Below are 24,868 nucleotides of genomic sequence, written 5' to 3'. Positions count from 1 at the left end.
CTATGGACCTGCAGACGTTATTCACAACCACCCCGGAACGGCTCGAGGCCCTCAGCCGCCTGCCCGGCTACGATCATTCGGGATCACCCGGCGAAAAACAACTGCTTTACGGGACCGGTCGGCAACTCATGCGCCATGCCCAAAGGGTCATCCGGGAAGTCTCCTGGCGCCACTCGATCTACTCGAAGCAGCGCGCCTGTTCGCAGGTGAATGCGCGCTTCCATCAGCTGGCTCCCGCGGGGATGGCGGCAGTGAGCGAGCATTTCAAGAGCATCAGGCAGGTGCACCAGCTTGCCTGGTCCTTGGATGCGCCATCCTCCGGCCGCAGCAGAAACGACCATGCAGTCCCTTTTCTGGACCTGGCTCTGGCTATCATCGAGCAGCGCTTCCATTATGGAATGCTGCTGGGTTTGTTCGACCTGCTATTGAAAAGATGGGTCGGTTTGGACCGTGACAGCCGGCAGGTTCTCAGCGACTTCATTGCAAAGAAAGCGAGCGATTATTCGGCCAGACGCATTTGTCTCGACAACATCAGGCGATATGCCAAGTATTACACACGCCGGGATGGGCCGGCCGCTCTCAGTAGAGATCTCTGGCAATCCGGCTTTGGTTTGGCGCTGGTTTGGGAATACCTCCAGTTGCCCGACCATGTCGCCACCTACGAGTATTTTTCAGAGGTCGCAATCGCGTACACCCGTCTCATTGTGCAGGAGGGAGAATGCGAGCAAGGCTTTCCCGATATCATCCAGTTTCTTGGCATGCATCAACAAATTGAGGTCAGCAAAAAGTGCCTGACGATGATGATACCGGCGCTCGATGGCTGTGACGCGCCGACGCTCGATGAGTCCGTTCAGGCGGCTGCTCTCGATCTGGTTGGCAACCCTGTGGACCCATCCCAATGGGACATCTGGTCGGGAGCCACAAGCGCGGAAGCAGACGACTTCGACCGGGCGCGGCGAAAAGTTGGCAAACTGATCATTGCCTGGCTCATCCAGTATTTTTTCGAACACATCAATCCCGACCCTGCCAAAGCGTCCTGGTGGCTCAAACAGATTCGCCACATCTCCGCCGTGACGATTTTCTGTTCCGACCAGTTCTACGAGAAAGCCAAATGTAATCCCCGGCTGAGTTCTTACCTGCGTACTCATTTCATTGTGCTGAGTGGTGCTCAAAACAAAGACTCGGTCCTGGTTTTGACGGTCAAAAACTATTTTTTGATTGAAGCCGTCGTCGGTGAATCCCTGTTTTGGGCCTGTAGACTGGATAATCCGGCGGTGTCAGGGGGTACACCGGGGCAGGTGAAGTCCATCGACCTGCGCAGGCTGCTGCAGATGGAGCCCTTGCTGCAACGGCGAGGTGAAAACGTCATCAAGCACAGGCGGGAGGGCAAGCTGTCGCGGGGGGAACTGCGGGAGTCTTTGCTGGCGTGGTGGATGCGCCACCACCTGGGAGTATAGTCTGCCCCGCCCGGCTTTTATCCACCCAGGCGTCAATATTGTTTCGATCCGGAGCGCCAACTAAATGACGCTCGTTGCTCCGGCGCTCAACGAGGGTGCTGCTTCGCAGTGGCGTGCGCCCGGTTGAACGCAGGGTCATTCCTTCTTTTGCGCCATTTTGTAGACGAAAATGAGAATCTGGGCCACCGCCTTATAGAGTTCCACTGGAATCTCGCGATAGACCTCGAGAGTGGCAAGCACTTCGACCAGGTGCTGATCCCTGGTGATGTGCACATTATGCTGCCGGGCGAGTTCGATGATCTTTTCTGCGACGATTCCGCCTCCTTTGGCCACAACCTTGGGAGCATTGTCCTGACCGTGTTGGTATTTGAGCGCTACTGCTTTCTTTCGTTGGCCGTGCATCGTCCGTTCCCCTGAGCTGTCAAAAAGTGGATTTGCCGGCAGCCTGCCATCCTGCCTTTTGCTACACTTTGATGTTGATAATGGTGTCCAAATCATCGAGCTGTTCGAGAGGTGTCAGGCACCTGTCATTCGATTTCAGCACGTTCACCGATTTGAGCTTGATGTCGTTTTCTTCAAACAGTTGGCGAAGATCATCCAGGTGGTTTGCGATCAAAGCCTGCAGCCGTGAATTCCCTGTCTTGAATGACACGAAGAATTCCTTCTGCTGCATCAACACTGTGATCGTCACACCGCCGAAACGCTCCAGATCAAGGTTCACCAGGCAGTAGAATGCATCTTCAACCCCTGTTCGCGCTGCCTTCCTGAACGCAAGCTCGCCATATTTCAACGCATCCCAGGCAATCGGCAAGTAGGTATAAAAGGAATCGGTCAGCTTTGACAGGAGTTGAAAGGCTTCAATGTCGCGCAACATGGCTTCAACCGCAGCCAGCGCCTCTTTGCCGGCAGGTGGTGCATGCGCACTGGATGAGGCCTCGGCGTGATCATGGCTCATTCGGCCGGCAAGCTTGGCAAAATTGTCATTTTGAAGCAATGTCCTGAGCTCTGAGAGTGCCGCCTTGACGTCTTTCTGCAATGTCGAGCCGGTTTGCCCGTGCTCCTCGCCGTGCCCTGCAGTCCGTGCGCGCAGAGCGGAATGCAGCTTGGCTTCGTAGATAACGCCGCTGTTTTCAACCGCCTGCTTGAGGTTTGCAGGGGAAAGCTGGTGTATGTGCACCAGCAAATCGTTCAGGGGTTTGCTGGTGGCCGGATTTCCCTGCGCCTTGCTCTCCAGGTGGTGTAGAAGGTAACCGATCTTTTCCGGCATACTCCGGCCTGAGAGCCTGATGCCCGATTTCAGAATATGCATCAATTGAGTGCGTTCGTCAGCGGCAATGGTTTTTATGTCCGCGGGCAGCGCCTTCAACAGGTGTCTCATGAGATCTGCGGAATTCTTTTGCCACTGCTCTGCATCCGTCGCCAGCCGTGCAGCTCGATCAATCAGTTGACCGCCACTGAACTGCTTCAACTCCGACGTGGGCCGGTCGACGTAACCAATGAATTGCAGCTTGACATCCTGAGGCGAGTCCTGCGGTGCTCCCGGCAAAACTTTGAAATAAGCCGAGGCACCCGGTTCGAGATCAATTTTACTGCTGGCTGTGATTACCGCGCCACCCAGGCGCAGGGCGACACCTGAAGATTTGGAAACATTGAGCACCTGCGCCTCGACGATTGTTCCCGCCTTGAGGGACAAGAATTTGCCATCAAACCCCTCCCACTTGACAATACGCGAAAGCAATCCAGCGATCTTGAAAGGATTCATCGTCAATCCTGCCGGCGAAACGGGAAGATCCGACACAGCCGGCCAAGCAAGCTTATTCTGCCGTCAGAAGGAGAAATCGCTCTTCTGCGATTGGAAGGCAGAGCGAGTTGTCTCCAGCAGCTCATCAATGTCGGCTCTGTTCAATCCCAGAAAGCTCACCGCATCCAGTCTCATGAGATCGAGGTCGGGAGAGCGGGTCGGGCCGATTTGCAGCTTGTGACAGAAACCGTTGGCCAAATTGACAATGTGCGAAAGAGGCGGGAGAATGACAGCCGATTGGGGTTCGTGATGACAGCCAATGGCTTCCTCGATTTCCTCTGCGAAATTCCACTTGCGCCCGATCAACTGACCTACCTGGGCATGGGTAAAACCCAGCTCCCGTCGTTCCAGATCGAGCGCTCGCAATTCCCCATTATTGAACACCTGTTTGGTGATAACCAGCATATGTTCGGGAATTCTCTGGTTGAGGACGACTTTGCCCACATCATGCAGAAGACCGGACAGAAACGCCTCTTCGGTTTTTGAAAATTTTACCGCGACGGCAATGACTCGAGATCCGAAAGCGCATCCCAGGGAGTGCTCCCAGAGCAATTTCTCAAGTAATCCAAAGTTTTTCAGCATATCCTGCATGACCGTGGTGATCAACATGGACCTCAGGGTCTTGTAGCCTATGATGACAACGGCATCACTGATTCGGCTGATGCTTCGAGAACAGCCGTAAAAGGTTGAATTGGCAATCTTTATTATTCTTGCCGCGAGGGCCTGATCTTTGGAAATAATATCGTGGAGTTGCTTTGCGGTCACTTCCGGATCGGAAAGCTTCTCCAGGACCAGATTGGCGATCGGGGGAAGGCTCGGCAGGTCACCCGTGGTCTGAATGATTTTTGTGAATACAGAGCTCTGGTTCATGGACTATACTCTTATGCTGCGAAATGTTCTTGTCGACGTGATGGTATCCCCGGAAAACATTAGAATGTCGTTCGCGCAGGAGCAATCGAACCGTCACACCCGGTACAGCTGTCAGCGGCAATTCGACAATCTCTCTCCCGAGACCTGTCTAATAAGCAAGCATTATTCCAAGTGACACTTCTGCCGGTATGATTCCTGAGAAAATGTGGAATTCAGGTGAGGGGGGTGCGGAAATGCCGGCGGAATTCTGACCGCTATGGCGGGCACGCATCAATTGCATGCGTGGAGGGTTCCGAGGTGCCGGGCGATCTGCCGGAACCCTGCGGATTTCACTGGAATTGTTTGACAAAAGGCTATAGCATATGACCAAGCTATCCTTTCAGAACCGGGCTCGAAAGCCTTGGGCTGCACCCATGGGTGCACACGGGCCAACCACTTCAAACCGTCTGAAAGGGCGAAGCGCGGCTGAATGCATCATGTGCCGACCGGGGATGATATCAAGATTAACGGACGCACAGCTGCTGCGCTGCTCATGGCCGGATGTACTGAGAAGGCACCCACGGGTTTGCGTCTGCAGGCTCGTTCTCCCGCAGGGGTAGCTAACAAACCCGATCTGGTCCTGCGGCACTAGTACCCGCCTGGTCAATAACTCTCAGGTGAGGCGTCGGTTTGGGATCAATCCGGAGCTCGATTACGCCTCGTGAGGATTCACTCCCCCGCCTCTGCCGTAGCAAGAGGTCGCGCAAAAATTGGCAATTGCAGATATGGCAATTGTGTTTCAAGGCCACTGGATCCTGAAGATTTGATGGAGAGATTGGGGCATCGGCCCACCAAATTGGAGGGGAGACATCATGTCCAAAGTTCTTGCGATTGATGCCGAAGAAGCCATTCTTCCCGTGATCCGGGCATTACTGGAGCGGCGCCTGTTCGACTGTGCGGTGATGACCGCCCGATCCGCTGCGGACGGTATCAACCTGGCTGAAACAGAGCTGCCCGATGTTGTCCTGCTCGACGTTATGCCGTCAGCGATGGACGGCTGCGACGTCTGCAGGAAGCTCAAGGGGCAGGATGCGACATGTCGTATTCCGATCGTTGTGCTCGCCGACGTTGCAGCCGATTCCCGGGGGTTGGTCGATTTTTTCGAAGCGGGTGCCGACGCGTGCGTGACCAAGCCCATCAACGAATTCGCACTGGCTGCTCAGATTAAAACAATGCTGCGCCTGAAAAAAGCCGAGGACATTTTGTGCAGGCAGCGGGATCCATTGAGGTGCAAGTTGTGCGGGAGCAGTGCCGAACCGGATGAAATCAGTGTGCGGCTCCAAAATGAGCTAAAATACCGTGCCATGGTGGAGGATCAGGCGGACCTGGTTGTGCGCTTTCTTCCCGACGGGACTCTCACGTTTGTCAACCGGGCCTATGGCACATGCCATGGAAAAAGACCGGAGGATCTGATCGGTCAGAAGTTCTGGTCGCGTGTGCCGGCAGGGGAACGAGCCAAATTGAAAGCGTATCTTGCGTGTTTCAGCGTTGCCAGTCCCGTCGGCATGATTGAGCTTCCAATCGTGGACGGTACAGGAGAGATCCGCTGGCAGCAATGGAGCAACCGAGCTGTGTTCAGCGAGTGCGGCGAGATCCTGGAATTTCAGTCCGTGGGAAGAGACATCAGCGAGCTGGAGAAGGTCCAGAAGGCACTGGCAGACAGCGAGAGACGCTACCGCATATTGTTTAACAGCGTCAGGGATTCGTTGTTTATACACGAAGGACCCACCAGGGGTGGCATGCCGGGAAGGTTTATAGAAGTCAATGACTCGGCTTGTGAAAGGTTGGGCTACACTCGAGAGGAGCTGTTGCGGATGACTCCGCTCGATATCGATGCTCCGGAGACCATCGAGAGAATTCCGCTCATTATGGAAAAGCTCATGGAAAAACGGCAGTTTCATTGGGAAGGGGTGCATCTGAGCAAAACCGGCGAGCGAATTGAGGTGGAGATCTCCGCGCACATTTTTGAATTGGATGGAAAGCTCGTGATATTCTCCCACATTCGGGATATCTCAGAGCGAAAGAAGACGGAGAAAGAAAAGGAGGAGTTGGAAGCCCAGCTGCGCAGGGCCCAAAAGCTCGAAGCCATCGGCACTCTGGCAGGGGGGATTGCGCACGATTTCAATAACATACTTGCACCCATCATTGGCTATGCGGAAATGGCAATCGAGGATGTTTCCGATCAGGGCTCCGTCCGCCGCGATGTTGAGCAGATTCTCAAGGCGGCCCACAGAGCCGGCGATCTGGTCAAACAGATCCTGGCCTTCAGCCGTCCTGGCGAGCAGCAGCACAGGGTTCCGCTAGACGTGAGTGTGATCGTGCGAGAAGCGCTAAAACTGCTGCGCGCATCACTTCCAACCCTGATCGAAATCAGACAGAACATCCAACAGGGTATGGCAATGATCGATCCCACTCAGATCCATCAGGTGCTGATCAATTTATGTACCAATGCCGCTCACGCACTGGGCGGTCGGGGAGTACTCGAAGTTTGCCTCGAGCGGACTTACCTGGACGAGGCCGATCTGATGTCACCCCCCTTCCTCGATCTTCAGCCCGGCCCCTACTTGAAACTCAGGGTGGCCGATAGCGGCTGCGGCATCGATCCCAACATCATTCCGCGCATCTTCGACCCCTACTTCACCACAAAGGAGGCGTGTAAGGGCAGTGGACTGGGACTCGCCGTCGTGAATGGCATTGTCAAGCGCCATGAAGGGGCGATTGCCGTCCACAGCAGGGTGGGGGAGGGGACCACATTTGATGTTTATATTCCTCGCATTGCGAACACCTTGACGATGCAGGCAAAAACGATCCCGAAAATCCCGACGGGTGTGGAGCACATTCTCTTTGTGGACGACGAGCCGATGGTGACCAGTTTGGGCCGCCTGATACTGGAGCGTCTCGGCTACAGGGTGACGGCCGTGACCAGCCCGCTGGACGCCCTCGAGGTGTTCCTCTCGAACCCGCATCAATTCGAACTCTGTATAATGGACTATACCATGCCGCACATGTCCGGCACGGAGCTTTCCCAGGAAATCCTCAAAATCCGGCCGGACCTCCCGATCATCCTTTGTACCGGCTATAATGAAAATTTGACTGAGGAGCGGGTGAAACATTTCGGTATCAAAGCATTCGCCGTCAAGCCCCTGAGTCGCATTCAGCTGGCTGAGGTGGTCCGCAATGTTCTGGACCAGCAGAAGAAGGTAAAATAGAATCGATGCACTTGATCAGCAATTGGTTTCGTCGGCAACTCTCTGATCCTCAGGTGGTTATCCTCGTAGTGCTACTCATGATCGGGGTGACCTCCTTTCTGATACTCGGCAATATGCTGGCTCCGGTGCTGGCCAGTGCGGTGATCGCCTATCTGCTCGAAGGGCTGGTGAGCTTCATGGAAAGATGGAAGATCCCGCGCATCATTGCCGTTTTGATCGTTTTCCTGATTTTCATGACGTTTTTGGTGTTTTTGCTGTTTGGACTTCTTCCGCTGTTGTGGCAGCAAATCGGGCAATTGTTTCAGCAGCTGCCGGCGATGATCAGTTGGACGCAACAGGAGCTCATGCGCCTTCCGGAGCGGTATCCCGGCTACATTTCAGAGCAGCAGGTTGTCGATCTCATCAACGTGATCCGCTCGGAGCTCACCTCGCTTGGCCAGCGAATCCTCTCGCTTTCGGTCTCTTCGGTGCCCAGCGTCATATCCATTGTGGTCTATATTTTCCTGATGCCGTTACTGGTCTTCTTTTTCTTGAAAGACAAAGATCGCCTGGTGGGCTGGGTCACTGGTTTTCTCCCCGAGGACCGCCGCTTGGCCAGTGAGGTCTGGCAGGAAGTCGACCTGCAAATCGGCAATTATGTTCGTGGTAAGGTCTGGGAAATATTCATCGTGTGGGGGGTCAGTTACATCACCTTCGCTGTCCTGGGTCTCGATTTCGCCATTCTGATCAGTCTTTCCGTCGGCCTATCAGTGCTGGTGCCCTACATCGGTGCGGCGGTCATGGGACTGCCTGTCGTTTTGATCGGCTACTTCCAATGGGGGTGGAGCAGTCAGCTGGCCTATGCGGGCGGGGCCTATCTTGTGATTCAGCTGTTGGACGGCAATCTGCTGGCGCCGCTGCTGCTTTCAGAAGTGGTCAATTTGCACCCCATCGCAATCATTGTGGCAATTCTTGTTTTTGGAGGCATGTGGGGCTTCTGGGGTGTGTTTTTTGCCATACCCCTTGCCACTCTTGTCCAGGCGCTGCTCAAGGCGCTCTCGAGCCAGGCCAGGAAGAATGGTCAGACGCAGCATGAGGATGATCCCAACAATACCGGCGCAAGGCCCATGGCTTTTGGTGGCGGAGCCGAATAGCAGAAAGAGAGGCAAGGCGGTTGTGATGAAGAAGGCATGGGTTCGCATCGATATCTTGTGCCAGGCTGAAGTGGCCGAGGAACTTGCGTTTGACCTGGCCGAGGCCTTCGGGACGGGGGTAGAAATAACCGCTGCAGGGGTCAGGATGTACCTGGCGGAACAGTCCTTTTCCAAGAAATGGACTCAGGTTTTGGAACGACTGCTGAGTGGATTCAGACCCTCTGCGGAATTAAGCTTTCCTTTGACCTACAGCTACTCGACCATCGTGGAAGAGGACTGGACGGAGGGGTGGAAAAAGGATTTGAAGCCCCTGCGGATCGGCCGGCGGTTTGTGGTCAGCCCTACCTGGGAGACGGTCAGAAGCGACGCCGACCGTGTGATTATCCGGATAGATCCCGGACGTGCCTTTGGTACGGGTCATCACGCGACGACTCGCCTGTGCCTGGAGTGGCTGGAGGAGAGTGGGATGATGTATCCGGCAAAAGGATCCAGCTCATTTCTGGATGTCGGAACGGGCTCGGGGATACTGGCCATCGCCGCGGCGCTCATGGGCTTTGTGCGAGTGGTGGCGGTGGATACGGACCCTGAAGCCATCGAGGTGGCCGCAGAGAATGTGCGTATCAACGGCCTGTCCGGACGTGTTCAGCTCAAGCTGGGCAGTGTAGCGACCAGGGAACGATTTGATGTGGTGATTGCCAACATCCAATCCAACCCGCTGATGGGTATGGCTCAGGCGCTGGCAGGCAGTGTAGCCGATTCCGGCCGACTGGTGTTGAGCGGCATCCTGGCTGAGCAACGCGAGCAAGTGCGGGCGGCTTTTGCCGCACATGGCGTGGATCTGCTTGACGAGAAAGTCTCCGATGAATGGTGTTTACTGGTGTTTGGTTTTGTGCGCGCCGTTGCATAGCCTGGTCGGTCTTTGGCGGAGAAAACGCCGCCTCATTCAGCTCAACTTACCTGGATTGGCGCCCAAGGTGACCGTATGCGCGTAAAAGTCGCTCTAAAAACCTTGGTCTGTTCTCTCAAGGATCTTTTTTTCCCGCGACTCTGTGCAGGTTGCTTCAGTGCATGGCTTCCGCCCGACGGGGGATTCTGGTGCCGGCAATGCCTCGAGACGCTCCCCTGGATCAGATCACCCTGTTGCCCTCGGTGCGGTCGACCTTTCCTGAAAAGTACATGGCATTTCGACCATCTGTGCGGCGAATGCCTGATCCAGGCTCCGCCCTTCACCAGTGCCCGTTCTGCGGTGGCGCATGCCGGTGTGGCACGAGACAGGATCAATCAGCTGAAATTCAGTGGTCAGATCTACTGGGCTCCGGCACTTGCCCAGCTGTTGGAGCAGGCGGTGCAAAGCAGGGAGCCCGGTTCCTTTGATTGCATCATTGCCGTACCTTTGCACCACCGGCGCCTGCGCCAGCGCGGTTTCAATCAATCCGGTCTGATTGCCGGTATGCTTGGAAAAAGCCTGCGCTGCCCGGTGCGCTTCGATCTATTGGTGCGCCGTCAGTGGACCGAACCCCAGACCAGGCTGAGTCGGCGGGAGCGACTGCAAAATGTCAGAAATGCCTTTTCTGCTGCACGGCCTGCACAGGTGAAAAATCGCAGCATCCTGCTGGTGGATGATGTTTTCACCACCGGCACAACTCTGGTTGAGTGCAGTAAGGTATTGAAAAAAGCAGGAGCTTCCGAAGTGCACGCCGTCACCATCAGTCGCTCTCTGCCCGAGATGCGCACTGATGTGGAAAAGGTGGGAATAGCACTTGAACTCTAACCATCGATCATGCATAATACCCCTGCTTCCAGAACTATATTATCCAAACTAATATAACTATATGTTTTTTATTGATGTTTTGGGTTATTGGCGGACTGTTCCAGGGACAAGATGTGCCCTGTGGCGAGCCGTTGGAAGCTCATATCTCAACCGGTAAGGCTGATTTGTTATCGCTCAAGAATGTCGGGGGCTCCCCGCGCCCCGCTGTCGAACAATGGGTGCTCAAGTTGCGCTGTGGAAAAGGGCATGAACGGACCAAGAAAGACGCTCAAGGGATTTACCGTAAGTAAGCGATGTGATTCTTGCGGAATCAGATGCACCGTCGCGGTGGATGACGGCGAACGATGCATTCTGAAATGCTTGCAGTGTGGTAAGGAATACAGCTTTCGCTCCAAGCCGGTGTGAGGCTGAAGGGTCAGCGGAGCTTCAGCGCTGCAGTTTTGGCAAGAATACCGTTGTGCTCGAGCCATTGGAGATCAGGGCCAACCAGGAATGGTCCGTTGATGAGGTCGGCTTTGTTGTAGGCCAGGGGCACGCCGACAAAATCCACCACCACCCCGCCGGCTGCCGTAACGATTGCCTGCCCCGCCGCCGTATCCCACTCCCAGGTAGGACCGAAGCGCGGGTAGAAATCGGCTTCTCCGGTTGCCACGGCGCAGAATTTCAGGGCGCTGCCACGGGTAATGACCCGGTACTCCGGCAACAGCTGCAATACCTCATCCAGTTGGGGCGAGGGGTGAGAACGGCTTTTCACCACCCGGATGCCGCCATGGGGAGGCGATTTCACTGTTACAGGACGCCACTCTCCGTTCCTGACACGCCATGCCCCCCGTGTGACATCGGCAGCATAGCAGGTATCCTTCACGGGAATGTGAATGACGCCCCAAACGGGTTTGTCCCTTTCGACCAGGGCAATATTGACGGTAAACTCACCGTTGCGTTTGATGAATTCTTTGGTGCCGTCGAGGGGGTCGACCAGCCACAAGCGTGACCATGCGCCACGAATCGAATAGTCCACTTCCTTGCCCTCTTCGGACAGCACGGGAATTTGCGGGTAGCGCTCTTGCAGGGCACGGCTGATGATACGATGAGAGCGCGTATCGGCTTCGGTCAGTGGCGAGCGATCCTCTTTGCGCTCTACACTGAACTCCGTTTCATACACCTGCAAAATAGCTCTTCCAGCCTGCCTGGCCAGATTGACCAGAAATTCAAGTTCCTTCACTTTCCCTCCTTGATCAGTTTCAGGCGGTCGCACCTCCGGGTGGCCCGTCAATCGTCCTCTTCCATATCCTGCATGATGCCCAGCGGTTCGATCAGATCCGCGAGAATTCTTTGTCTGGCCCATTCTGTACCCTTGGTGCGGCCGGCCGTGTGCAGCTCAATGAGTGCCAGGGCGTTTTTCTGAGCGTTCCGATAAGCTTGATGGCGAGCTTCATCAATGATTTCCCAGTCCTGTTGCAACTGAAACTTTTTGAATGCTTGCGCCGCCTGTGGAAACATGACTTTGGTAAAGGGGCGCATGAACGAAATATAAAATCCCAGAGAAGACTTTATCCGGTTGTCGATGATGTGGCCGAGCAGGCCCTCGCTATGGGTATCGGCCAATAAGTCCTTGATGACTCTGGCAAAGAGTTCTATGGGGCTGTCGGCATAGGTGGATACTATTTCATGCCAGATGAAACCTTCAAATACATCCTCGCGAGCTTCTCCGATTTCGTGGTGAATCCAGGTGTTCAATTCAAATTCAGCAACCCGGTACAGTTGCGTGCCCAGTTCCTTGGGATGGGAGCGGATTTTGCGGGCATCCAGATCGTATTGCAGCAAAGCAAATATGATAGCCTCCCGAATGGACGGACGCATTTCCATGATGAGATCCCACAGAGTGAACAGCATGGCCGTGCGTCTGGCGAATATCTGGTCGCCCTGGCGCATGGCCGGGGCAACGAAAAGATCTCTTGCCAGTTCGCGGTCCACCATGTCAATGTGCAGCTCGCCGGCGGTGCGCGAATCGACCAGTTCCGCCAGAAAAAACGAAGGTTTCATGGCGGCCGCGTAGCCCGCTCCGTAAATGAGCCCATAGGGGCGCAATAGTGAATTGATCGTTGCGCTGTCAAAGGGATCATAGGACTTATCCCCGATGCGCAGCGGCTGTAATGAGTTGTGTGCGATGGCTTCCCAATGCCTTTCCCGCGCGTCGACCCATTCCAGCAGGTCGGCTGGTTCGGGTTCCTGCCAGGGTTGCAGGCCGCTTTCCCACTTGTACAGGTCGCGCAAGCGAAGCAGCAGTCCGCACAGGGAATAGGCGCCGCCAAATTGAGCATCCGATATGTTGCAGTTGTTCTGCACCTGTCGTTGAAGATCTTGTAGGGCAACATTATTCACGCTGACGTTCTCCTCAAACTGGCTATCAAGGGTGGCTGTGACTATTTTACCCCCATCGGGGTGTAGAGTCACCCCACCTCAAGTGTGAGATCCAAAATGAGAATTGCCGGTCTTTGTCGTTCCATTATTGACAATGGGTGAAAAATATCGTTTAAATAACAACTTGTTTTTTGGACGGGGACGATCAAAGAGACTGCCCAAGAATAGCCTGAAAGTGCATCTCCGTCATTCCGGTACACGTCGGCATCCGGTCATCACGACCTTTTCTGGATTCCTGCCGGCGTGGCGGTACAGCATCGGAATGACATCCGACCGGCATTCTCGGACAAGCTCACAGAGTGAAACACTCGGAGCGTTCAGTCGAGCTCTGATAGTCGACCGGTATCTGGTAGTCAGTTCAGTTCAATAGGACATCGCAGGGAGGATTCAATGGATTTGTTGAGTGTAGCGCACGCCATGGGTACCGCAGGGCAGGGGGGCAGTGGACAGGCTGGGGGTGGTTTTGCCGCTTTTGTACCTCTTCTCCTGATGGTGGTGATTTTTTATTTTTTGCTCATCCGTCCTCAGCAAAAGAAGCAAAAGGAACATCGAGCACTTCTGTCGGGTTTGCAGAAAGGTGATGTGGTCGTCACCCAGGGCGGGCTGCATGGCAAAGTTGTAGGACTTACCGATACGGTTGTCACTCTGGAAATTGCCGAACGGGTGAGAGTCAAAATTCAGCGGGGCTATGTCGCTGCCCTATTGTCCAGGGGCGAAGTCAGCGAGTAGTTCGTTGCACATGTTGCAGGTGTTCAACAGGCTGGGGGCACAACAGGGAGTAGCGCTGGTGTGCCTTTGTTTTGTTGAAGGGTATGACGCAACGCTATGCGGTCGGGAGGAGTCAGTTTGAAGAGCTTGAAATGGCGAGCAATTTTGGTCAGTGCGGTGGCGCTTGTCGCACTCTTTTACCTTGTTCCAAGCCTCAGCTCCGGTCTTCCTTCGGGGATGAGCAAATTTTTCCCCAACAAGAAGATCAACCTGGGGCTGGATCTGCAGGGAGGCATGCACCTGATCCTCGAAGTGCAGGCGGACAAGGCGGTCGAGGGAACCGCCGAGCGCATGGTGGAAGATCTCAAGGAAACTTTGCGGCAGGAGCGCATTCCGTTCAGTTCCGTTAAGAAGGTGAACTTCTGGGACGTACAAGTCCAGCTGCCTGGCACAAGCAAGCAGGAAGAGCTCAAGAAGCTGCTTGACAAGGATTTCTCCAGCCTCGAGTGGCACCGTGCGGAAACAACCGGTGAAAGCAGCTCGATTCTGCTCACGCTGCGCAACAGCGAGGTGCAAAATATCCGCAAGCTGGCCATTGACCAGGCACTTGAAACCATCCGCAATCGCATCGATCAGTTCGGCGTATCGGAGCCGGACATTCGACCGGAAGGCGATGATCGCATATTGGTGCAATTGCCCGGCATTAAAGACCCGCAAAGGGCGGTCAGCGTCATTGGCAAAACCGCCTTGCTGGAATTTAAGCTGGTGGCGGAGGATGTGACTCCCGAACAGACCAAAGAGGGAAAACTGCCGGCCGGGGTCAAGGTTTTCTCCATGAAAAGCTTCGATGCGAATACGGGCAGAACCGTCGAGAGCGAGATTGCCTTGAAGGACCGCACGCTCATGACCGGCGAATACATCACCAATGCCCAGGTGCGCATTGATCCCCAGTACAATACGCCCTATGTAGCCCTCGAGTTCAACCCGCAGGGAGCCCGGCTGTTTGAACGCATCACCGAGGCCAACGTCAAGCAACGATTGGCCATTGTACTGGATGGCATGGTCTATTCGGCACCCGTCATCCAGGAAAAGATCAGTGGCGGCAGGGCGAGCATTACCGGCTCCTTCAGTATGGAAGAAGCACGCGATCTGGCCATTGTTCTCAGGGCGGGCGCACTCCCCGCTCCGGTGGTTGTGCTCGAAGAGCGGACAGTAGGCCCTTCGCTCGGCCAGGATTCAATTCGCAAGGGGTTCATGGCATCGCTCATCGGAGGTATTGCGGTGGTCATCTTCATGATCATCTACTATAGGTTCGCGGGGGTGATTGCCGATGCCGCTCTGGTGTTGAATATCCTTCTGATCATGGCGGGCCTGGCGGCCTTCGGGGCTACGCTCACCTTGCCCGGTATCGCGGGCATTGCCCTGACGATCGGTATGGCGGTGGACGCCAACGTGTTGATCTACGAGCGTATTCGTGAGGAGCTGCGCCTCGGGAAAACGCCGCGAGCGGCTGTGGAGACGGGATATGACAGGGCGACATTGACCATCCTGGATGCCAATGTGACGACTCTCATCGCTGCAATAGTCCTGTTTCAGTTCGGCACGGGCCCGGTGCGCGGGTTCGCCGTGACCCTGACCATCGGCCTCATTGCCAATCTTTTCACGGCGATCATCGTAACACGTGTCATCTTCGACTACTTGCTGCTGCAGCGGCGTATGCGAACACTCAGCATTTGATCATCTTCCCCCCATAAGCGCGCGGTGCGGGTACGGGGCAGGCAAATGCAGGGCAGTCAGAAACGGTTTCAGCCTTATTCGATTTTCAGCGGGTGACAAGACAGGGGAACGCAACAATGGAACTGATCAAACCAGGAATCAATATAAATTTTGTGGGGATGCGCTTTAAAGCCTGCATCTTGTCCTGCACCCTCATTTTGCTCGGTGTGGCGGTTTTGTTTTGGCGCGGCGGCCTCAACCTGGGTGTGGATTTTGCCGGAGGCACCCTCATCCAGGTGCAGTTTAAACAGAGCACCACTCCGGAAGACATCCGAAAAGCGTTGAAGGACCAGATTGCACGCAGCACCATTCAGGAAATCGGCAGTGGAGAAAATGAATTCCTGATCCGTACCGAGGTGATCACCACGGGGTTGCAGAGTTTTGCTCAGGAGATCCAGCAGAATCTGGACGCTGTTTATGGAAAAGACAATGTCAGTGTGAGAAGAGTGGAGATGGTGGGTCCCAAGGTGGGCCACGATTTGCGTCAAAAAGCCTTGTTTGCAATCTATTACGCACTGCTTTTTATCGCCATCTATATCTCCGGCCGGTTTGAATTCAAATGGATGAGCAGTGCCATCATGGCGGCTCTGCTCATGGTCGGCATATATCTGCTGCAGGCGGCCGGGGTCAGCGTCACGTATCTGATTGCGGGCGCTCTCATCATTACCCTTGGCCTGTGCTGGAAGCTCAAGCTGCCTTATGCCCTTGGCGCTGTGCTGGCACTCGTCCACGATGTGCTCATCACGGTGGGCGTTTTTGCGTTGGTCAACAAGGAGTTTACCCTTGAAATCCTGGCAGCCCTGCTCACTCTGGTGGGTTTCTCACTGAACGACACCATCATCGTGTTCGATCGAATCCGCGAGAATTTAAAGAAGAGCCGACGTCAGGATTTGGCGGTGGTGATCAACACCAGCATCAATCAGACCCTCAGCCGCACCATCCTCACCTCGGGTACGGTTCTTGTCGTGGTACTCAGTCTATTCTTGTGGGGGGGAAGCGTCATTCATGATTTTGCTTTCGCTCTGCTGGTAGGCATCATCACTGGAACTTACTCCTCCATTTATGTCGCCAGCCCCGTTTTGCTCCTCTATGAGGACTGGACCAGGGGCAAAGCTCGAGCGGCGAAGCCCGTGGCCAAGAGCGTGTGAGCAAAATATTGGGATGAAGAGAGTCGCGGGGGAGGCTCCGAGGCTCTGTAACCTTCCACAGCTCGGGCTCATTGTCGACCAGCTTTCCCCAATTTCCCCAAGGCCGCAGGCGCGAGGGACCCCTTTTGGGCACGGGTCCCAGCGGGCACATGCTACTGGTTGACCCAGACGGACATGTTTTCAAATTCACCGAGCAGTTTCTTGGTGACCGAGGTCTTGAAGAAATTCCAAACACCCTCCGGGTTCGAGTGTCCCAATACCACGATGCCGGCAGAGCGTTTTTTCGCATACCCAAGAATTTCCCCGGCCACTTTGCCGCCCTTTTGCTTGCCGGGCAGTATGGTCACCTGGCATCTTGAGGCGTCTATGCCCGAGTTTTGCAGGATCTGGCAGGCTTCTTCGATGAACGGCTTGATGTCTGTGCCCGCCGCTGTCTTGAGCCATTGCTGCAGTTCGGTTGCGGGCTGCAGGCCGGGGCTGGTGAGCGCCCGTGCAATGGCCGGGGTGACATGCACGACCTCCAGGGCAGCGCCCGTGTCGGCCAGCATGAATGCCGCGTGGTCCACGGCTCTGAGGGACGGCTCTTCGTCCTGAATGCAGATGAGCGCTCTGGAAGGATCGATTTCTCCTTCCATGAACCACACCGGACTCACGAGGCAGTGCTGCAAAAGAGCGCTGCTCGGATCATCTTTGAGCAGTCCTTCCAGTGGGCTGCTGACGCGCTTTTGCACCAGAACCGCGTCTACTTTCTTGATATCGGCCAGTTGGCACGCATGATGTGCGGCACTCATGGCCTTTTCCTGGGTGTGCTCCTGAATGTTCTCCTCGGTAAAACCATTCAGCAGCAGCACTCTTCTGGCCTGGTCGAGGGCAGCCCGGGCGCTTTTGTCCCGGGCATCGAGCAATTGTTTCTTTTTGCTCAGCATCTGTGCGGAAATGGGTCGCTGATCATAGACCGGGGGTAAAGGCGGAACAAAATAACTGAGGATGAGGTCGATTTTATCCAATCGCGGAAACAGCCGGCCCACAAAATAGATGGGCAGCAAGGCTTCTTCCGTGCCGTCGATTGGCAGCAGCAGACATTTGGGTATGGCTTTCATCGGCGCCTCCTTGGACTTGGTATCACTTCAGTTCAACAGCGGGAGTCACTTGATGCTGGTTTCCGATTTCGCAGCGAAGCCCGTCCCATTCGCACACCCGGCACAGCTGGTGAAACCCCTGGGAGACCAGATGAGGATGATTGTTGACTTCGCTGAGGTGAGCGAACACTACGACCTTCAGTGCTTCATGGTAGACGGATCTGAGCAGTTCGCAGGTGTCCTCATTGGAAAGGTGTCCGTGTCTGCTGCGAATTCTCTGTTTCAAATGCAGCGGATAGGGGCCCTTGAGCAGCATGTCCGTATCGTGGTTGGCTTCCAGTATCAGTCCATGACACTTCTGCAGCCTGGTTTTGACCAGATGGGTGGCGATTCCCAGGTCGGTGCAGATACCGAGCCGAGTCTCTCCGTGCTGAATGATGAAACCGGAAGGTTCTGCGGCGTCGTGGGAGATGGCAAAAGGACGGATTTGCAGGTCGCCGATGGTGAATGCAACGCCGGGGTGAAAAACCTGGGGGTGGGCAATGTGACCGACCTGAGGTGGAAGCTTCTCCAGGGTCCCCTGACTCAAGTAAACTGGAAGATCAAAGCGCCGACTCATGACCCCCATGCCCCGTACATGATCCTGGTGTTCATGGCTGATGACGAGGGCGTCCAGCCGGCGCGCCGGCACGTCCCCCATGTCCATGCGCCTGGCCAGTTCCTTACCGCTCAGACCGGCGTCCAGCAGGACCCGCGTTGCGGCACTGCAAATCAGGATGGAATTGCCTTTAGAACCGCTGGCAAGAATCTGAAAATACAGAGGCATAATCTGTTTCCATCATGTGGATCGCTCATTGGCGACGGGTGTGCCGCACACCGCCGGTGAATCAATTCATCCTGCCTGGCAGCGCCGCAGCATGAGTGTCCCGCTTCAGGATTACAGTGCCGCAGACAAGCTGTCCGGTTCAACCGGACCGAGCAACACCAGGGCCAGCTGATCCGGATGAAAAACCTGCCGGAACCACTGCCGGATTTCGCGTGCCGTCACCTGGTTGATTTTCTCTTCAACTTCTTCATAGGGGATGTAGCGTCCGAACAAGAACTCGTTTTTGGCCAGTCGGTTCATCCGGGAATCGGTAATCTCTGCATTGAGATACATGCTGCCCTTGACATATTCCTTGGCGGCATTCAGCTCGGTTTCTGCAATGGGCTGCTCTGCCAGCATGTTCAACTGCTCCTTGATGACCTGCAGAGTTTCTTCGACGTTGTCGGGGGCAATGCCTGAATAAACGCCAAGCAGGCCGGTGTCTTCATGGCTGTTCATGAACGAGTAGACGGAATAGGCCAGGCCCCGCTTTTCCCGGATTTCCTGAAACAACCGGCTGCTCATGCTGCTGCCCAAAATGACATTGAGCAGATGACAGGCGAAGCGGCTTTCGTCCAGATGGGATGCCCCCTGCATGCCAAGGCACAAATGCACCTGCTCCAGATCCTTTGGAATGACTTCGCGGATGGCCTGGTTTGTGGGAGTTTCACGGGTATTGGAGCTGTCTCGCGTGGGCAGCGTTGCCATCGAGGGAGACACCAGCTCGACGAATCGCTGGTGCTCCAGATCTCCGGCGGCGGCGATCACGGTTCGAGCGGGGTTGAACGTCCTGGCCTGGTAGCGCAGGATGCGCTCCCGATCAATGCTTGCAACGGCCTGTGCCGTTCCATAGATGGGGCGCCCCAGCGGGTTGGGGTTCCAGAACAGCTCCTGGAGAAGAATGTGGATGTACTCATCGGGCGTGTCTTCGATCATGCGTATTTCTTGCAGGATGACCTGTTGTTCACGCAAAATTTCTTCGGGTGCGAAGGTCGAGTGCAAAAAGATATCCGTGAGCACGTCCACGACCATCGGCAGGTGAGTCCCCAGCACTTTGGCGTGGAAGCAGACATGCTCCTTGGATGTGAAGGCATTGGCAAAGCCGCCGACCGCGTCCAGTGCTTTGGCGATATCCAGGGCGCTGCGCCGCTGCGTTCCCTTGAACAGCATATGTTCGATGAAATGCGTGACGCCCTGCTCCCCGTCATCCTCGTCGCGCGAGCCCACACTGACCCAAATCCCTGTGGACACGGACCGGACACCGGGAATCTTTTCGGTAACAACCCGTACGCCATTGCTCAGGACCGTCTTGTGATACAATATTCCCCCTCTTTTGACTTCAGCCGCTCGACAACGCTGATCCAGAGTCTCGGTCGGCCTACTCTTTATCCGGCTGCGGCTTCTCGATGACTGCCTTGCGGCTGAGCCGGATGCGCCCGTCTTTATCAATCTCGATCACCTTGACGAGCACTTCATCCCCTTCCTTGACCACGTCCGTGACTTTTCGAACCCTGTGATGCTCGAGCTGGGAGATGTGAATCAAGCCGTCCACCCCGGGCAGGATTTCCGCGAAAGCGCCAAAATCCGTGATTCGGACGATACGCCCCAGATAGACCTGTCCGACCTCGGGCTCTTCGGTCAGCTTCTTGATCTTGTTTATGGCCTGGTCGCAGGCCTCGCCGTCAGGGCTCATCACCACCACTCTGCCGCTGTCGTCGATGTCGATCTTGCACCCGGTTTCCGCCACGATGGAGCGGATCACCTTGCCGCCCGGACCGATCACGTCCCGGATCTTTTCGGGATTGATCTGAATGGTCACCACGCGGGGCGCGTAGGGTGAAAGTCGATCCCTCGAGACGGGCATGGATTCCTTCATTTTGCCCAGGATAAAGAGACGTCCCTGGCGCGCCTGTTCCAATGCACGCCGCAGAATTTCACGGTCAATTCCGGCAATTTTCACATCCATTTGGATGGCGGTGACCCCGTTTTCTGTTCCGGTCACCTTGAAGTCCATGTCCCCAAGATGATCTTCATCCCCCAGGATGTCGGAAAGCACTATGACATGATCGCCCTCTTTGACAAGTCCCATGGCAATGCCGGCAACGGCGTCCTGCATGGGAACCCCTGCATCCATCAGGGCCAGAGAAGCGCCGCACACGGTCGCCATGGAACTGGAGCCATTGGACTCGAGAATTTCCGACACCACTCTCACCGTATAGGGAAATTCACCGTCCTTGGGCAGCAGATACTTGACCGCACGCTCCGCCAGTGCCCCATGGCCGATTTCACGCCGGCCGGGCCCGCGCAGAGGCCGGACTTCACCCACACAGTAGGGAGGGAAATTGTAGTGCAGCATAAAGGACTTGAAGGTTTCCCCCGCCAGGGCTTCAATTTTTTGTTCGTCCGAGGAGGAGCCGAGAGTCGTTACCACCAGTGCCTGGGTTTCCCCCCGCTGGAAGAGGGCGGAACCATGCGTTCTTGGCAGCAGCCCGACTTCGATTTTGATGGGGCGAACCTCGTCAAAGCGTCGGCCATCGATGCGTCTTTGGGTTTCGATCATCATTTGGCGGACAACGCGCTTTTCCAGGTCACTCAGGGCTTCTTCGATTTCCTGCCGGCGTTCGGCCAGTTCACCACCCGCCGTCAATTCCTCGATTACACGCTTCTTGAGGGCCTTTTTGCGCTCTTTGCGCAGCATTTTTTCCGGAGTCGTCATGACCGTGCGCATATCATCCGCCGCAATCTGTGCCACTGCTTCTGTCAAAGCGACGTCGCTGCTCGGAGATACGACTTCGTCCTTATTCACTCCGTGCTCCATGGCGAGCGCCTGCAGCTTGTCTTGCGCCTGCAGGATAGGAATGATAGCCTTGTGAGCGGTCTCGATGGCTTCCAGCAGATCGTCTTCGCTCACCAGGTCGGCACCGCCCTCGACCATGACCACCGCATCATGGCTGCCCGCCACCACCAGGTTGATATCGCTTGCGGTCAACTGAGCGGAACTGGGGTTGATGACGAACTCGCCGTTCACCCGGCCCACGCGCACAGCGGCAACGGGACCCTGGAAGGGAATGCGCGAAATGTGCAAGGCCGCTGACGCACCGGTGAGAGCCACCACGTCCGGTTCATTTTCCTGGTCAACAGACAGGACGGTTGCGATAACCTGCGTTTCAAACGCATATTTTTTGGGGAAGAGCGGACGGATGGGGCGGTCGATCAGCCTCGATGTGAGAGTCTCCTTCTCGCTCGGTCTGCCGATCTCCCGGCGGAAAAACCCTCCGGGAATGCGACCTGCGGCATAGCTCATTTCCTGGTACTCCACACTCAAAGGAAGGAAATCGATCCCCTCCCGCACGCGGTCTTCTTTGGTTGCCGCTACCAGCACCACCGTGTCTCCGTAGCGCATCATGACAGAACCGCTGGCTTGTCGAGCGACGTGGCCGCACTCAATGATGAGGGGCCTTCCGCCGACCTCCACTTCTACCGAATATTTCATACAGTATTTCCTTTTCTTTAAATGATAAGTTACCGCTCACCGGCCAACCACGGCTGAACCGGAAGAATCTAGCGGCGCAGCCCCAGTCTCTCAATCACGGTGTTATAACGTTCCACATTCTTGCGCTTCAGGTAATTGAGCAGTTGTCTGCGCTGGCCGACCAGCTTCAACAGACCGCGTCGCGAGTGATGGTCTTTTTTATGAACCTTGAAGTGTTCGGTCAGATAAGTGATCCTCTCACTCAACAGCGCGATTTGCACCTCGGGAGAGCCGGTATCCGAGGGATGCGTTTTGAAATCGTCGATGATGGCGTTCTTTTTCTCAGGGGTCATTACCACGATTGTTCCTCCTTCTCATCAAACATATTAAAACCGGTTGTAGTGATCGCTATTTCAGCTCAAAAAGTAACGTACAATTGCAACCTTGCCTCATGCCGTCTCATGTGAACACGCGAAGGTGCCGCTTGCTGTGTGCGTCTTCGCTTGATCCGGGCCACCACAGTGCCAGCAGCTGTGGGGCGGCGCCGGTCAGCAGGCGGACAGGGCCGGCGCTGCGCGCGAACTGTCCGCGTTTTTCTGCAACCCAGGCGGGATCCAGATGCCCATTGTCTAAGCCCTGCAGGATTTGCCTGTCTTTGATGACCATTGCCGGCAAATGATCCAGGGCTTCACTCATTGAGATCAGTTTTTCCCGCCAGCGATTATCCTTTGCAATCGACTTCAATTCTTCCATGGAAATCGCCTGACAGATGTCAAATGAACCGCTGGCCAGCCTTCTCAATGCGTTCACATGGGCACCGCAGCCCAACCGGTGACCAATGTCCGCCGCCAGCTGCCGGATGTAGGTTCCCTTCGAGCAGCGGGCCTCCATGATGGCTTCAGGCCAATGGTAGCGGATCACCCGCAGGCGGTGGATTGTGATGTCGCGTTCAGGCAGCGGAACTTCTACGCCTTTACGGGCCAATTCGTACAGGCGCCGGCCCTGGACTTTCACCGCCGCATAGCGCGGCACCTGCTGCCGTTGAATGCCCACGAAACCGTGTGCCGCCGCGGCCAAATCGCTTTCGTCGACGGCCGGTCCATCATAGGTCTGGACCACCTGACCCGTGCGGTCCAGTGTATCCGTCTGTACTCCAAAGTGCAGCGTAAACCGATAGAGTTTGTCTTGCAGAGAAAGCTGGTCGGCAATGCGCGTGGCTTGATTGATACAAAGTACCAGCACCCCCGTAGCAAAGGGGTCGAGGGTGCCGCAATGACCGACCTTTTTCAGCTTCAGCGATTTCTTAACCCGGGCCACCACCGCAAAGGAGGTGAGTCCCTCGGGTTTGTCTACGATCAGGATGCCGCTGTCGGCTGCCGGCGAGGAGCCGACATCCGATTGAGCGCAGCGAAAAAATTCAGCCTCTGAAGTCATCTTCATACATTTGCCTGTGCTGGTTGCCATCATGCCCCGAGTAAATAGGCCAGAGCCTGCCGGGTGAATTCCACCCGCGTCCTTGGCAGGCTGCCGGCAACGCGAAAAGCGGCGGCGCGGCGGTGCCCGCCCCCGTCAAAGCGCTGCGCAAATGCCGCCACATCGACAGCGCCCTTGGAGCGCAGGCTCACGTGGATTTTGCCGTTGGCGTCTTCACGGAACAGCATGGCCAGTTCGACAGATTTTACCGAGCGCAGGTGATTGATGAACCCTTCGCTGTTGACCGGAGTGGTGTCTGTTTCCTCAAACATTTGCCGGGTCAATTCGGCCGTTGCCAGGCGATTATCGGCGGCGAAATCGATGGTTGCAAGCATTCTCGCCAACAGCTGCATGCTTTCCGGGGACGCCGATTCGTAGATCTGCTCTGCGATATAAGCGGGCTGCGCTCCCGCTGCCACCAGACTGGCGGCAATTTGCAGAACCGTTTGGTTGGTGTTGGAAAATCGAAACGAACCGGTATCTGTCAAAAGCCCGGTATAGAGCTGAGTGGCGATGTCGGGGTCGAGCGCCAGGCGCAGGTGCGCGCCCAACCGGTAGAGCATTTCACAGGTGCTGCTCGCCGTCGAGTCGACCCAATAGGGGTTGCCGAACGGCGAGTCGTTTACGTGATGATCGATATTGACGACCGTGGCAATGGCGCGAATCGATTTGGCCAGGTCGTCTCCAACGCGGAGATAGCTGCCGCAGTCGACCAGAACGGCGGCTGCATAGTGATCCGGCTTGTTAAGACGGTGGCGGATTTCGCTGCTCCCGGGCAAAAACGCCTGTGCCGGCGGCACCGCATCCTGGCAGTAGGGATCGGCTGTCTTGCCCAATTTGCGGAGCATATAGGTCAAAGCCAAAACCGAGCCGATGGCGTCACCATCGGGGCGTACATGCGTTGCCACCACAAATCGATCGCAGCGTTCAACCACTTCCACGATATCGCGCATGGCGCGATCCTGCCCGTTATTCATGCTCGCCCAACTCTTTCAGCAATCGCTCCATTTTGTCGCCGTAATCAAAAGACATATCGTAGTGAAATTCGATTTGCGGCAAATACCTCAGGCGCAGCCGCTTGCCCAATTGCCGGCGGATGAATCCGCGCGCTTTATTCATGCCTTCAGCGGCGTTTTGCCGGGCATCGTCAGCGGGGGCGCCCATGACGCAGTAATAGATTTTGGCAAGGCGCAAATCTTCTGTCAGGTCAACCCCGGTGATCGTCACGCCGGCGACTCTCGGGTCTTTTACTCTGCGAAAAATCAGGTCGGCGACTTCCCGTTGCAGCTGGTCTGCAACCCGATCGGATCTCTTGAATTCCATTATAGGGTCATCCTCCCAAAGGGATCAATTCCACTTCATGCTGAATCAGATCGGCTAGGTTCATGGACTCCATATAGGCAATGATGCGGTCCAAAATCGAGTTCAGCACACGACCGTCGCTGCCGATGACAGCTACGCCGATGGTGGCGCGTTGGTGCAAATTCTGGTCAGCCACTTCCGCCACGGAAACATTGAAGCGATGGCGGCTTTTCTCGACCAGGCTTTTAACCACCTTGCGCTTTTCCTTCAGGGACTGGTTTCCGTGCAGCCTGAAGGTGATTCTGGCAATTCCTACGATCATGGCTCAACATTCCCCAGGGTTG

General features: G+C 55.6%; 22 protein-coding genes. 8 read left to right on the top strand and 14 right to left on the bottom strand.

Going from position 1 to position 24,868, the window contains the following annotated elements:
• Positions 1 to 2: 2 nt before the first annotated feature.
• On the top strand, positions 3 to 1,457 hold the full coding sequence (locus K1V27_RS11780; protein ID WP_258930199.1) for an EH signature domain-containing protein: 1,455 nt from the start codon (positions 3 to 5) through the stop codon (positions 1,455 to 1,457).
• 135 nt (positions 1,458 to 1,592) lie between these two features.
• On the opposite strand, the gene K1V27_RS11775 is transcribed toward K1V27_RS11780, so the two are convergent.
• The 3 genes from K1V27_RS11775 to K1V27_RS11765 all read right to left on the bottom strand — a co-directional run bounded on the left by K1V27_RS11775 (position 1,593) and on the right by K1V27_RS11765 (position 4,128).
• Positions 1,593 to 1,859 (bottom strand): EscU/YscU/HrcU family type III secretion system export apparatus switch protein, encoded by a 267-nt coding sequence (locus K1V27_RS11775; protein ID WP_258930198.1) that lies wholly within the window; start codon positions 1,857 to 1,859, stop codon positions 1,593 to 1,595.
• A gap of 61 nt (positions 1,860 to 1,920) precedes the next feature.
• Positions 1,921 to 3,219: a flagellar hook-length control protein FliK gene (gene fliK, locus K1V27_RS11770; protein WP_258930197.1), complete on the bottom strand. Its 1,299-nt coding sequence runs from the start codon at positions 3,217 to 3,219 to the stop codon at positions 1,921 to 1,923.
• Between the two features lie 63 nt (positions 3,220 to 3,282).
• A complete protein-coding gene (locus K1V27_RS11765) occupies positions 3,283 to 4,128 on the bottom strand; it encodes an HDOD domain-containing protein (RefSeq protein ID WP_258930196.1) in 846 nt (281 codons plus the stop codon).
• A gap of 851 nt (positions 4,129 to 4,979) precedes the next feature.
• On the opposite strand from K1V27_RS11765, the gene K1V27_RS11760 reads away from it, so the two are divergent.
• The 4 genes from K1V27_RS11760 to K1V27_RS11745 all read left to right on the top strand — a co-directional run bounded on the left by K1V27_RS11760 (position 4,980) and on the right by K1V27_RS11745 (position 10,280).
• Positions 4,980 to 7,376 carry a hybrid sensor histidine kinase/response regulator gene (locus K1V27_RS11760; RefSeq protein WP_258930195.1) on the top strand — a complete coding sequence of 799 codons (2,397 nt, stop codon included), beginning with the start codon at positions 4,980 to 4,982 and terminating at the stop codon, positions 7,374 to 7,376.
• A gap of 5 nt (positions 7,377 to 7,381) precedes the next feature.
• The gene (locus K1V27_RS11755) at positions 7,382 to 8,509 is read left to right on the top strand and encodes an AI-2E family transporter (protein ID WP_258930194.1); all 1,128 of its coding nucleotides are present in this window, start codon (positions 7,382 to 7,384) and stop codon (positions 8,507 to 8,509) included.
• 25 nt (positions 8,510 to 8,534) lie between these two features.
• Complete coding sequence (prmA, locus tag K1V27_RS11750) at positions 8,535 to 9,416, top strand: 50S ribosomal protein L11 methyltransferase (RefSeq protein ID WP_258930193.1); 882 nt, start codon at positions 8,535 to 8,537, stop codon at positions 9,414 to 9,416.
• Between the two features lie 75 nt (positions 9,417 to 9,491).
• Positions 9,492 to 10,280 carry a ComFC family protein gene (locus K1V27_RS11745; RefSeq protein WP_258930192.1) on the top strand — a complete coding sequence of 263 codons (789 nt, stop codon included), beginning with the start codon at positions 9,492 to 9,494 and terminating at the stop codon, positions 10,278 to 10,280.
• 415 nt (positions 10,281 to 10,695) lie between these two features.
• Here the strand turns inward: K1V27_RS11745 and cysQ are convergent, their stop codons facing one another.
• Positions 10,696 to 11,502 carry a 3'(2'),5'-bisphosphate nucleotidase CysQ gene (gene cysQ / locus K1V27_RS11740; protein WP_258930191.1) on the bottom strand — a complete coding sequence of 269 codons (807 nt, stop codon included), beginning with the start codon at positions 11,500 to 11,502 and terminating at the stop codon, positions 10,696 to 10,698.
• Between the two features lie 47 nt (positions 11,503 to 11,549).
• Positions 11,550 to 12,662: an Sfum_1244 family protein gene (locus K1V27_RS11735; protein WP_258930190.1), complete on the bottom strand. Its 1,113-nt coding sequence runs from the start codon at positions 12,660 to 12,662 to the stop codon at positions 11,550 to 11,552.
• A 429-nt stretch (positions 12,663 to 13,091) separates the two neighbouring features.
• Between K1V27_RS11735 and yajC the strand changes: the two genes are divergently transcribed.
• From yajC to secF, 3 genes are all read left to right on the top strand, one after another.
• A complete protein-coding gene (yajC, locus tag K1V27_RS11730; RefSeq protein WP_258930189.1) occupies positions 13,092 to 13,430 on the top strand; it encodes a preprotein translocase subunit YajC in 339 nt (112 codons plus the stop codon).
• Between the two features lie 117 nt (positions 13,431 to 13,547).
• Positions 13,548 to 15,146: a protein translocase subunit SecD gene (secD, locus tag K1V27_RS11725; protein ID WP_258930188.1), complete on the top strand. Its 1,599-nt coding sequence runs from the start codon at positions 13,548 to 13,550 to the stop codon at positions 15,144 to 15,146.
• A 116-nt stretch (positions 15,147 to 15,262) separates the two neighbouring features.
• Positions 15,263 to 16,333: a protein translocase subunit SecF gene (secF, locus tag K1V27_RS11720; RefSeq protein ID WP_258930187.1), complete on the top strand. Its 1,071-nt coding sequence runs from the start codon at positions 15,263 to 15,265 to the stop codon at positions 16,331 to 16,333.
• A gap of 152 nt (positions 16,334 to 16,485) precedes the next feature.
• On the opposite strand, the gene K1V27_RS11715 is transcribed toward secF, so the two are convergent.
• The 9 genes from K1V27_RS11715 to K1V27_RS11675 form a co-directional block, all read right to left on the bottom strand.
• Entirely contained in the window at positions 16,486 to 17,433 is a 948-nt protein-coding gene (locus K1V27_RS11715; protein ID WP_258930186.1) for a universal stress protein, read from the bottom strand.
• Between the two features lie 22 nt (positions 17,434 to 17,455).
• A complete protein-coding gene (locus K1V27_RS11710; RefSeq protein ID WP_258930185.1) occupies positions 17,456 to 18,238 on the bottom strand; it encodes an MBL fold metallo-hydrolase in 783 nt (260 codons plus the stop codon).
• Between the two features lie 111 nt (positions 18,239 to 18,349).
• Entirely contained in the window at positions 18,350 to 19,597 is a 1,248-nt protein-coding gene (locus tag K1V27_RS11705) for a M16 family metallopeptidase (RefSeq protein WP_258930184.1), read from the bottom strand.
• Positions 19,598 to 19,655: 58 nt separating this feature from the next.
• Positions 19,656 to 21,770, bottom strand: coding sequence for a polyribonucleotide nucleotidyltransferase (gene pnp, locus K1V27_RS11700; protein WP_258930183.1), 2,115 nt, complete (start codon positions 21,768 to 21,770; stop codon positions 19,656 to 19,658).
• Between the two features lie 68 nt (positions 21,771 to 21,838).
• A complete protein-coding gene (rpsO, locus tag K1V27_RS11695; RefSeq protein ID WP_353740571.1) occupies positions 21,839 to 22,102 on the bottom strand; it encodes a 30S ribosomal protein S15 in 264 nt (87 codons plus the stop codon).
• A gap of 106 nt (positions 22,103 to 22,208) precedes the next feature.
• Positions 22,209 to 23,189 (bottom strand): tRNA pseudouridine(55) synthase TruB, encoded by a 981-nt coding sequence (gene truB, locus K1V27_RS11690; RefSeq protein ID WP_258930181.1) that lies wholly within the window; start codon positions 23,187 to 23,189, stop codon positions 22,209 to 22,211.
• Between the two features lie 23 nt (positions 23,190 to 23,212).
• Positions 23,213 to 24,199, bottom strand: coding sequence for a DHH family phosphoesterase (locus K1V27_RS11685; protein WP_258930180.1), 987 nt, complete (start codon positions 24,197 to 24,199; stop codon positions 23,213 to 23,215).
• Positions 24,192 to 24,545 (bottom strand): 30S ribosome-binding factor RbfA, encoded by a 354-nt coding sequence (gene rbfA / locus K1V27_RS11680; protein ID WP_258930179.1) that lies wholly within the window; start codon positions 24,543 to 24,545, stop codon positions 24,192 to 24,194. Before rbfA ends, K1V27_RS11685 begins: the two co-directional genes overlap by 8 nt.
• Before the next feature lie 7 nt (positions 24,546 to 24,552).
• On the bottom strand, positions 24,553 to 24,846 hold the full coding sequence (locus K1V27_RS11675; RefSeq protein ID WP_258930178.1) for a DUF503 domain-containing protein: 294 nt from the start codon (positions 24,844 to 24,846) through the stop codon (positions 24,553 to 24,555).
• Positions 24,847 to 24,868 lie beyond the last annotated feature (22 nt).

It is taken from the genome of Desulfoferrobacter suflitae, assembly GCF_022603395.1.
In the GTDB taxonomy this organism is placed as follows: domain Bacteria; phylum Desulfobacterota; class Syntrophobacteria; order Syntrophobacterales; family Syntrophobacteraceae; genus Desulfoferrobacter; species Desulfoferrobacter suflitae.
Note: the sequence above shows the minus strand (reverse complement) of the source record. Positions and strands in the feature narration are given on the sequence as shown.